A 10,140-nucleotide genomic window follows, 5' to 3' on the forward strand; every position below is an offset into this window, starting at 1 on the left:
TATTTTGAGCAGAGATACTTATTATGTAACAACACCAATTTACTATCCGAGTGACAAATTACATATCGGTCATGCTTATACAACAGTTGCTGCTGATACTATAGCTCGATATAAGAAAATGCGTGGTTTTGATACCATGTTTTTAACTGGTTCTGATGAACACGGCCAGAAAATTGAGCGTAAGGCACAGGCAGCTGGCAAAGAAACTCAAGAATATGTTGATCAAATAGTTAAGACATTTAAAAAGCTGTGGGATAAACTTGATATTGACTATGATTATTTTATTCGTACTACTGAAGAGCGGCATGAAAAAGTAGTACAGAAAATATTTAAAAAACTTTATGATAAAGGAGATATCTATAAAGGTAATTATGAAGGTTGGTACTGCACCCCTTGTGAATCTTTTTGGACAGAAAGACAGTTAGAGGAAGAGAATGGGGAAAAAGTCTGTCCTGATTGTCACCGCTCGGTAGAATGGGTTGAAGAAGAAAGTTATTTCTTCAAAATGGGGAAATACGCAGATAGACTTTTAGAACATATCAAAACTCATCCAGAATTCATTGAACCAGAATCTCGCCGGAATGAGATGATCAATTTCATTGAGAATGGCCTTGATGATTTAAGTGTATCAAGGACTACCTTTGATTGGGGAATTCCAGTTCCAATTGATGAAGATCATGTTATTTATGTCTGGATCGATGCTTTAAGCAACTATATAACTGCAATTGGTTATGAAACTGATCCAGAAAATTTTGAACATTACTGGCCTGCAGATTTACACCTTGTAGGAAAAGACATACTCCGTTTTCACACAGTAATTTGGCCCATTATTTTAATGGGGCTAGATTTAGAACTACCTGTTCAGGTTTTTGGTCATGGTTGGCTTTTGAGTGATACTGGAAAAATGTCAAAATCAAAGGGGAATGTTGTTGATCCAGTAGTTTTAATCAATGATTTTGGCAAAGATGCTATTCGTTACTATCTTTTGCGTGAGGTAGCTTTTGGTACAGATGGAACCTACTCTACTGAAGCTTTAATTCAAAGAATAAATTCTGATTTAGCAAATGATCTAGGTAATTTATTAAATAGAACTGTTTCTATGGTTGAACAGTATTTTGACAGTGAAATTCCTGAGCCATCTGTTGTAGAAGAAGTGGATCAAGACTTAATTAACCTGGCCGCTGAAACCAAAACAGAGGTTGAGTCTCAGATGGATAAATTGAAATATACTGTTGCTTTAGAAAAAATATGGAATTTGGTTCGTCGGACAAATAAATACATTGATCAAACAACCCCCTGGATTTTAGCCAGGGAAGAGAATAAAAGAGAAAGATTAAAAACAGTCCTCTATAATTTATTAGAAGCTTTAAGAATTATAGCTGTCATGTTAAAACCATTTTTAACTGAGGCCCCTTATAAAATGGGTGAACAGCTGGGACAGCTGGAAGCAATAGAAAACGCCAGTTGGGATGATAGCAAATGGGGTTCTTTAAAGACAGGTGTTAAGGTTTATAATGGAGAGCCAATGTTTCCAAGAATAGATTTAGAAGAGTATTTTGAAAAAGTTGAGGCTCGTAAGGAGGAATCTGCAGCAGAGGCAGATGATAATAAGGAGGAAAATAATTTGGAATTAGCAGAAGTTAAAGATAGAATTACTTTTGAAGAATTTATGAATACTGACATTAGGGTTGCTGAAATTATAGAAGCTGAAAAAATTGAAGGTAGTAATAAGCTTCTAAAATTAAAGGTAGACATTGGCTTAGAAAAAAGGCAATTAGTTGCTGGGATTGCCAAACATTTTAGTGCTGAGGATGTGATTGGACGCAAAATATTGATTGTTGCTAATTTAGAACCTGCAACAATTTTTGGAGTTAAATCAGAAGGAATGATTTTAGCTGCTTCAGATCCTGATGGCAACATGGTATTATCAACAGTTGGAGACAACATAGCAAATGGAAGTCAAGTAAAATAAAAATTTATTGGGAGGAATTAAAGTGAAAAACAGAGAGAATATACCTAAAGCAACAATTGAGAGGCTCCCTTTATATTACAGATGTCTTGATAAGATGGATACTTTTGAAGATATAGATGTAGTTTCTTCTAAAGATCTGGGAGGAAAACTGGATATTCCATCAACTCAAGTGCGGAAAGATCTTTCCTATTATGGAGAGTTTGGACGCCGCGGGGTTGGATATAATGTTAATGAGCTGAAGAAATCGGTAGGTAAAATTTTAGGTGTTGATAGAATGTGGCCGGCAATATTAGTTGGGGCAGGTAATCTAGGACATGCTCTAGTCAATTATAAAAGTTTTTCCATGATGGGTTTTGAAATTGCATGTGTTTTAGATAATGATCCAGCTAAGATTGGAAATATGATTAATGGAAAAAAAGTACAGGATATTAAGAATATAGATAAAATAGTAGCAGAAACTGATATTAAGTTAGGAGTAATTGCAGTTCCAACAGATGCAGCTCAAGTTGTTGCAGATGAGATGATCGATTCTGGAATTAAGGCTATCTGGAATTTTGCTCCAACTAGACTTCGGGTTCCGCCAGAAATAGAAGTTAAAAATGAAGACCTGGCAGTTGGTATTGTTTCTTTGATTTATCATTTAAGTTGGCAGGAAGAAATGGAAACAAAGGGTGAATAAAGAAGTGAAAATCGAAACAGCAGTTTTATCCAGCGGCAGTAAAGGTAACTCTACCTATATAAGAGCTGGAGAATATTCTGTTTTAATTGATGCCGGTTTAAGCGGTAAGGCTTTAGAGCAGAGAATGGAAACTTTAGATTTGAAGGCGGAAGATTTAAATGCTCTACTTATTACACACGAACATAAAGATCATATCAAAGGGGTAGGAATTCTATCCCGCCGCTATGACATTCCTATTTATGCAAATGATGGGACCTGGGCTGCAGCAGAGTCTGAATTGGGTAAAATAAAAGCTGAAAATCGTAGAGTTTTTACGGGAGACTTTATAATCGGAGATTTAAAATTTTCACCATATGTAATTTCACATGATGCTTCTCAGCCGGTGGGCTATGTTTGTTATGCCGGCAGCAAAAAGATTGTATTAGCTACAGATACAGGAATCATGAATCAAAAAATGATTGCAAAAATTAAAGGGGCAGATTTTTTTGTACTTGAGTCAAATCATGATTTAGAAATGCTGATGACTGGTAAATATCCTTATTTTTTAAAGAATAGGATTAAAGGTCAAAAGGGTCATTTGTCAAATGATGATACTGCCGCCTTATTACCTGCCCTAATAAAAGATAACTTTCCAACAGTTGTTTTGGCTCATTTGAGTGAAGAAAATAATAACCCTAAAGTTGCTTATATAACAGTTAATAATGCACTTAAAGAAGCAGGCTTTAAAGTGGGGGAAGATTTAAGAATGGGCTGTGCTGCTCAGTCTAAGACAACATCACTTTTTAGAATTGATCAAAAGGCAAAGAAAAAGGAAATATTTTAACTATGGATATAAATATCATAACAGTTGGCAGCTTAAAATCTTCATTTTTAGAGCCGGGTATTCAGGAATTCAAAAAACGTTTAAGCCGTTATTGTGATTTGAATATTATTGAAGTTAAAGATGAAGCTGTTCCTAAAAATTATTCTAAAAAAGATATAGAAGCTCTACAAGCTTTAGAAGGTGAGAGAATAACTAAAAATATACCTGAACGAAGTTATGTATTTGCGCTTGAGATAAAAGGTAAACCGATGACTTCTATCGGCTTTGCAAAATCTCTTAATAATTTACAGGTTCGAGGTTATAGTTCTTTTACCTTTATTATTGGCGGAGCAACTGGTTTAAGTGATTTTGTTTTGAATACTGCTGATTATAGATTTTCATTATCACATCTAACGTTTACTCATCAGATGATTCGCTTAATATTATTAGAGCAGATTTATAGAGCCTTTAAAATTAATAATAATGAACCATACCATTTATAAATTACAGCTTTCATTTTTGGAAGCGCTAAAAAAATATTGATAAGAATAAAAAAATGCCATTAATCTAAATGTAAATCAAGATTAGAATGAATAATATTAAGCTGTGAGGAGTGGAATTTTGAGCTGTAAAATATGCGGCAGTAATGATTTGGAAGAAATAGAGAACAAAGATACTTATTATTTTTGTAATAACTGTGAAGTGATTTTTATTGACTCTGCAGAAATTGTTGATCCGGAAGCAGAAAAGGAAAGATATCAGGGTCATGATAATAATCATCAAAATGACGGTTATGTTAAGATGTTTAGGAAATTCATATCAAATTTATTAGAGCCAAATATAGATTTTGAAGCCGTTAAAGATGTTTTGGACTTTGGTTGTGGACCAGGCCCAGTTTTAGCGGATCTTTTAAGAGAGAAAAAATTTAATGTTGATCAATATGATCCATACTTTTTTCCGAAAAAAAAATTTAAAAATAAGAAGTATGATTTAATTACATCTACCGAAGTTTTCGAGCATTTTTCTGATCCCATTAAAGAAATGGAACTATTAACTTCACATTTAAAAAAGGGTTCTTATCTGGCAGTGATGACCTTTTTGCATCCGGGGCCAGAAAACTTTGCTGATTGGTGGTATAAATGGGATTCTACTCATATTGTTTTTTATAATGAAATTACCTTTAACAAAATTGCTTCAATCTTTGATTTAGAAATTGTTGATACTGATTTTGAAAAATATATTCTTTTTAAAGCTTAGAGGAGGAGAGACTCTTGAAAAAAGTTTTAGTGTCCTTAGCAGTAATTTTTGCAATTGGTTTACTTTTAACAGCAGGAGTAAGTGCTGAAGAAATGGATGTTTGGGAAAAGGCAAAAGCGGAAGGAGTTCATTTCCGGGCAGTTGGTAATGAGCCTGGATGGCTGGTTGAGATAATAGATGATAAAAGAATTAGATTTGTTAATGACTATGGTAAATTAGAAATGAAAGCCCCAGTTGATGATCTATGGGTTGGACCAGCTGGTGAAGATAAGATTTATTATGTTGAAAATGATGCTATTCAATTTCAGGTAATAATTATGAAAAAAAGTTATCAGGATACAATGAGTGGTGAAAATTATCCTTATCAAGTAAGAGTAGTTTTTCCAAACAAGAGCTACATAGGTGGCGGTAGAGTATTAATTTCAACTGATAATGAAAATTAAATAAAAAAATATCCCTGTAAAGTTCTGCAGGGATTTTTATTTTAATTTTAAAAATAGAATTAATGTCTTTACAGATGTCATGACAGATGATAGAATGTTTAGCATAGCAGCTAAATTTAATTATTGAGGTGATAAAAATTAAAACTAAGGAAAGACGAGGTAAATTGCTGCAGAGATTAAAAGCGTCTCAGCAGGCATTGATTGGTTCTCAATTGGCAGAGGAATTTGGGGTTAGTCGTCAGGTTATTGTTCAAGATATTGCTCTTTTGAGGGCAGAAGGGGAGAAGATAGTTGCCACTTCTCAGGGATATTTCTATGAAAAAAATTTGGGGATGCCAACTGTTAAAGCTTCTATTGCCTGCTCTCACGATGATCAGCAAGAATTAAAAGATGAACTTTTGACTGTTGTTAATTATGGAGGTAGAGTTATTGATGTTAAAGTTGAACATCCAATTTATGGTGATTTAAGCGGTAACTTAATGATCAGCAGCAGAGAAGATGTTGATAATTTTATAAAAAATTACAGAGAAAATGAGGCCTCATTACTTTCTAAACTTACAGAGGGTGTCCATTTGCATACAATTGAAGCTGTTAATAGGCAGGTTTTAAAAAAGATTAAAGAAGAATTAAAAGAAAAAGGATATTTGTTGGAGGAATAATTTTTTATTTTTACTGTAAAGACAGCTGTATATTCAGCTATAATATTGGGGGTTATAAATTTGGGAAATGATAAATTAAAAAAATTAAGATTACTTTATGTGGCATTGATTTTACTGCTTGTACTTAGTGCTTTGACTGTTCCTTATCTTATGTTAAATTCGATTAATCTTTTTAGAGGGGCTTTTCTATTCTGGCTTTTTTTTGCTTTAATTGTTATCTTTTTAACTATAAAAATTACAACTTACTGGAGGGATAATTAATGCCGATATCATATTTATATACAGCAATAATTTTATACATAATAATTGGCTCGATAGTTGCTTTAATGGCCAGACGAGAAATGAATGATGGAGTTGTCGAATATTTTTTAAGTGGTAGGAATACAGGGGGGGTTGTGGCTGCTCTTTCTTATAGTGCTACTACCTATAGTGCTTTTATGATGATTGGTCTGGCAGGCTTTACATATTCAGGTGGAGTTGGAGCACTTGGATTTGAGCTTATTTATTTATCAGGCTTGTCTCTAGTAGCATTTTTTGGTCCCCGGTTTTGGTTAATTGGGAAAAAAAATAATTATGTTTCACCTTATGAAATGTTGGGTGATCGTTATCAAAATCAGTGGATAGCTTTTGCAGCTTCACTTTCGGCCTGCATTTTTTTAATTCCATATCTTGCAGTTCAGCTAATGGGAGTTGGCTATCTCTTGAATGGACTCTCAGATGGTGAAATTCCATTTATTTTTGGAGTCGCAATAGCTGTAATGCTGGCAATCGCCTGGGCCTTAATTGCTGGCATGAAATCTGTTACCTGGACTGATTCTCTGCAGTCATTAATTATGATTGTAATCAGTGTAATTATTTTATTTTATGTAATCTATCAGAATTTGGGTGGTTTTAAAGATTTTTTTGATTCACTTGCAGCTCTGGAAGGAAATGTATTAACTGTACCTGGACCAGGATTTTTTAAATTTAAAACATTTCTTGGGTTGAGTCTGCCCTGGTTTTTCTTTTCTATCTCTAATCCCCAGGTTAGTCAGCGTCTTTTTATTCCCCGAGATTTAAAAGCTATGAAAACAATGATCAAAGGCTTTTTAGTTTTTGGATTTATTTATACTTTAGTTTCAGTTTTTTGGGGATTTTCAGCTAGACTTTTAATTCCTGGACTGAGTAATGCAGATTTGGCAACACCAGAGCTTCTAGCATCTCAATATGTGCCAACTGCTTTAGCACTGGCAGCCATGATTGGAATAACAGCTGCTGCAATTTCCACCATTGATTCAATAATGCTGACTTTATCTTCACTTGTAGTTAGAGATATTTTCAAAAATATGGAGGATAATTTGGATCAAGAGCAAAATTTAAGACAGCTGCGGACAGCTAAAATTGCTATTTTGATTATCGCTCTTTTAGGATTTTTCTTTGCTATTCAGGAGCTCGACTTAATTGCCACTCTCTCAGTAGCAGCTTCAATTGGACTGCTGGTTGTAGTTCCCTCGATTTTTGGTGCTTTTTTCTGGAAAAAAGCTACAGCTGCTGCATCTTTGAGCAGTATTATAATTGGTTCGATTACTGCTTTATACCTCCAGTTTAGCAGCTGGAGTCCACTGGGTCATGGTGCCGGAGTTTGGACACTGCTCGTTTCAACAGCAGTTTTTGTTATTGGCAGCTTATTTACTGAAGCTCCGACAGAAAAAGCTGATCAATTTATAGATTATATAAATGAAGAATGTAGGCAAAGAAATATAATTTAAAAGTTATTGACAATTATAATCTATAATTTTAATTCAGATTGAGCTTGACAAAAGATCTTTTATAAGATAAAATTATTAAAAATCAAGTGATAATTAAAATTAAAAAATTAAAAACATTACAGATGTCATGACAGATGATAGAATGTTTAGCATAGCAGCTAAATTTAATTATTGAGGTGATAAAAATTAAAACTAAGGAAAGACGAGGTAAATTGCTGCAGAGATTAAAAGCGTCTCAGCAGGCATTGATTGGTTCTCAATTGGCAGAGGAATTTGGGGTTAGTCGTCAGGTTATTGTTCAAGATATTGCTCTTTTGAGGGCAGAAGGGGAGAAGATAGTTGCCACTTCTCAGGGATATTTCTATGAAAAAAATTTGGGGATGCCAACTGTTAAAGCTTCTATTGCCTGCTCTCACGATGATCAGCAAGAATTAAAAGATGAACTTTTGACTGTTGTTAATTATGGAGGTAGAGTTATTGATGTTAAAGTTGAACATCCAATTTATGGTGATTTAAGCGGTAACTTAATGATCAGCAGCAGAGAAGATGTTGATAATTTTATAAAAAATTACAGAGAAAATGAGGCCTCATTACTTTCTAAACTTACAGAGGGTGTCCATTTGCATACAATTGAAGCTGTTAATAGGCAGGTTTTAAAAAAGATTAAAGAAGAATTAAAAGAAAAAGGATATTTGTTGGAGGAATAATTTTTTATTTTTACTGTAAAGACAGCTGTATATTCAGCTATAATATTGGGGGTTATAAATTTGGGAAATGATAAATTAAAAAAATTAAGATTACTTTATGTGGCATTGATTTTACTGCTTGTACTTAGTGCTTTGACTGTTCCTTATCTTATGTTAAATTCGATTAATCTTTTTAGAGGGGCTTTTCTATTCTGGCTTTTTTTTGCTTTAATTGTTATCTTTTTAACTATAAAAATTACAACTTACTGGAGGGATAATTAATGCCGATATCATATTTATATACAGCAATAATTTTATACATAATAATTGGCTCGATAGTTGCTTTAATGGCCAGACGAGAAATGAATGATGGAGTTGTCGAATATTTTTTAAGTGGTAGGAATACAGGGGGGGTTGTGGCTGCTCTTTCTTATAGTGCTACTACCTATAGTGCTTTTATGATGATTGGTCTGGCAGGCTTTACATATTCAGGTGGAGTTGGAGCACTTGGATTTGAGCTTATTTATTTATCAGGCTTGTCTCTAGTAGCATTTTTTGGTCCCCGGTTTTGGTTAATTGGGAAAAAAAATAATTATGTTTCACCTTATGAAATGTTGGGTGATCGTTATCAAAATCAGTGGATAGCTTTTGCAGCTTCACTTTCGGCCTGCATTTTTTTAATTCCATATCTTGCAGTTCAGCTAATGGGAGTTGGCTATCTCTTGAATGGACTCTCAGATGGTGAAATTCCATTTATTTTTGGAGTCGCAATAGCTGTAATGCTGGCAATCGCCTGGGCCTTAATTGCTGGCATGAAATCTGTTACCTGGACTGATTCTCTGCAGTCATTAATTATGATTGTAATCAGTGTAATTATTTTATTTTATGTAATCTATCAGAATTTGGGTGGTTTTAAAGATTTTTTTGATTCACTTGCAGCTCTGGAAGGAAATGTATTAACTGTACCTGGACCAGGATTTTTTAAATTTAAAACATTTCTTGGGTTGAGTCTGCCCTGGTTTTTCTTTTCTATCTCTAATCCCCAGGTTAGTCAGCGTCTTTTTATTCCCCGAGATTTAAAAGCTATGAAAACAATGATCAAAGGCTTTTTAGTTTTTGGATTTATTTATACTTTAGTTTCAGTTTTTTGGGGATTTTCAGCTAGACTTTTAATTCCTGGACTGAGTAATGCAGATTTGGCAACACCAGAGCTTCTAGCATCTCAATATGTGCCAACTGCTTTAGCACTGGCAGCCATGATTGGAATAACAGCTGCTGCAATTTCCACCATTGATTCAATAATGCTGACTTTATCTTCACTTGTAGTTAGAGATATTTTCAAAAATATGGAGGATAATTTGGATCAAGAGCAAAATTTAAGACAGCTGCGGACAGCTAAAATTGCTATTTTGATTATCGCTCTTTTAGGATTTTTCTTTGCTATTCAGGAGCTCGACTTAATTGCCACTCTCTCAGTAGCAGCTTCAATTGGACTGCTGGTTGTAGTTCCCTCGATTTTTGGTGCTTTTTTCTGGAAAAAAGCTACAGCTGCTGCATCTTTGAGCAGTATTATAATTGGTTCGATTACTGCTTTATACCTCCAGTTTAGCAGCTGGAGTCCACTGGGTCATGGTGCCGGAGTTTGGACACTGCTCGTTTCAACAGCAGTTTTTGTTATTGGCAGCTTATTTACTGAAGCTCCGACAGAAAAAGCTGATCAATTTATAGATTATATAAATGAAGAATGTAGGCAAAGAAATATAATTTAAAAGTTATTGACAATTATAATCTATAATTTTAATTCAGATTGAGCTTGACAAAAGATCTTTTATAAGATAAAATTATTAAAAATCAAGTGATAATTAAAATTAAAAAATTAAAAACATTGATCAGG

The 10,140-nt window shown here is 33.9% G+C and carries 12 protein-coding genes; all 12 read left to right on the forward strand.

Annotated elements, in window-relative coordinates; all coding sequences use genetic code 11:
• Positions 1 to 4: 4 nt before the first annotated feature.
• The 12 genes from metG (at position 5) to C7954_RS08965 (ending at position 10,015) form a co-directional block, all read left to right on the forward strand.
• Positions 5 to 1,972 (forward strand): methionine--tRNA ligase, encoded by a 1,968-nt coding sequence (gene metG / locus C7954_RS08910; RefSeq protein WP_134059626.1) that lies wholly within the window; start codon positions 5 to 7, stop codon positions 1,970 to 1,972.
• A 22-nt stretch (positions 1,973 to 1,994) separates the two neighbouring features.
• Positions 1,995 to 2,651: a redox-sensing transcriptional repressor Rex gene (locus C7954_RS08915; protein WP_134059629.1), complete on the forward strand. Its 657-nt coding sequence runs from the start codon at positions 1,995 to 1,997 to the stop codon at positions 2,649 to 2,651.
• Between the two features lie 4 nt (positions 2,652 to 2,655).
• Positions 2,656 to 3,474: an MBL fold metallo-hydrolase gene (locus C7954_RS08920; RefSeq protein ID WP_134059632.1), complete on the forward strand. Its 819-nt coding sequence runs from the start codon at positions 2,656 to 2,658 to the stop codon at positions 3,472 to 3,474.
• Positions 3,475 to 3,476: 2 nt separating this feature from the next.
• Positions 3,477 to 3,956, forward strand: coding sequence for a 23S rRNA (pseudouridine(1915)-N(3))-methyltransferase RlmH (rlmH, locus tag C7954_RS08925; protein ID WP_073158478.1), 480 nt, complete (start codon positions 3,477 to 3,479; stop codon positions 3,954 to 3,956).
• Positions 3,957 to 4,074: 118 nt separating this feature from the next.
• On the forward strand, positions 4,075 to 4,710 hold the full coding sequence (locus C7954_RS08930) for a class I SAM-dependent methyltransferase (protein ID WP_134059635.1): 636 nt from the start codon (positions 4,075 to 4,077) through the stop codon (positions 4,708 to 4,710).
• A gap of 14 nt (positions 4,711 to 4,724) precedes the next feature.
• Positions 4,725 to 5,153 (forward strand): hypothetical protein, encoded by a 429-nt coding sequence (locus tag C7954_RS08935; RefSeq protein ID WP_073158484.1) that lies wholly within the window; start codon positions 4,725 to 4,727, stop codon positions 5,151 to 5,153.
• 128 nt (positions 5,154 to 5,281) lie between these two features.
• A complete protein-coding gene (locus tag C7954_RS08940; protein WP_081374551.1) occupies positions 5,282 to 5,812 on the forward strand; it encodes a transcription repressor NadR in 531 nt (176 codons plus the stop codon).
• Positions 5,813 to 5,872: 60 nt separating this feature from the next.
• On the forward strand, positions 5,873 to 6,073 hold the full coding sequence (locus tag C7954_RS08945) for a hypothetical protein (protein ID WP_134059638.1): 201 nt from the start codon (positions 5,873 to 5,875) through the stop codon (positions 6,071 to 6,073).
• Entirely contained in the window at positions 6,073 to 7,560 is a 1,488-nt protein-coding gene (locus C7954_RS08950) for a sodium:solute symporter family protein (RefSeq protein ID WP_133618033.1), read from the forward strand. The genes C7954_RS08945 and C7954_RS08950 overlap by 1 nt, the downstream gene beginning before the upstream one ends.
• Before the next feature lie 176 nt (positions 7,561 to 7,736).
• Complete coding sequence (locus tag C7954_RS08955; RefSeq protein ID WP_081374551.1) at positions 7,737 to 8,267, forward strand: transcription repressor NadR; 531 nt, start codon at positions 7,737 to 7,739, stop codon at positions 8,265 to 8,267.
• Between the two features lie 60 nt (positions 8,268 to 8,327).
• Complete coding sequence (locus C7954_RS08960) at positions 8,328 to 8,528, forward strand: hypothetical protein (RefSeq protein ID WP_134059638.1); 201 nt, start codon at positions 8,328 to 8,330, stop codon at positions 8,526 to 8,528.
• The gene (locus tag C7954_RS08965) at positions 8,528 to 10,015 is read left to right on the forward strand and encodes a sodium:solute symporter family protein (RefSeq protein ID WP_133618033.1); all 1,488 of its coding nucleotides are present in this window, start codon (positions 8,528 to 8,530) and stop codon (positions 10,013 to 10,015) included. The genes C7954_RS08960 and C7954_RS08965 overlap by 1 nt, the downstream gene beginning before the upstream one ends.
• Positions 10,016 to 10,140 lie beyond the last annotated feature (125 nt).

The sequence above is a fragment of the Halanaerobium congolense genome (assembly GCF_004366375.1).
In the GTDB taxonomy this organism is placed as follows: Bacteria; Bacillota; Halanaerobiia; order Halanaerobiales; family Halanaerobiaceae; genus Halanaerobium; species Halanaerobium congolense.

Coding starts and splice junctions, on each gene's coding strand:
- rlmH (WP_073158478.1), top strand. CDS start 3,477: ATGGATATAAATATCATAACAGTTGGCAGCTTAAAATCTTCATTTTTA.
- C7954_RS08950 (WP_133618033.1), top strand. CDS start 6,073: ATGCCGATATCATATTTATATACAGCAATAATTTTATACATAATAATT.
- C7954_RS08965 (WP_133618033.1), top strand. CDS start 8,528: ATGCCGATATCATATTTATATACAGCAATAATTTTATACATAATAATT.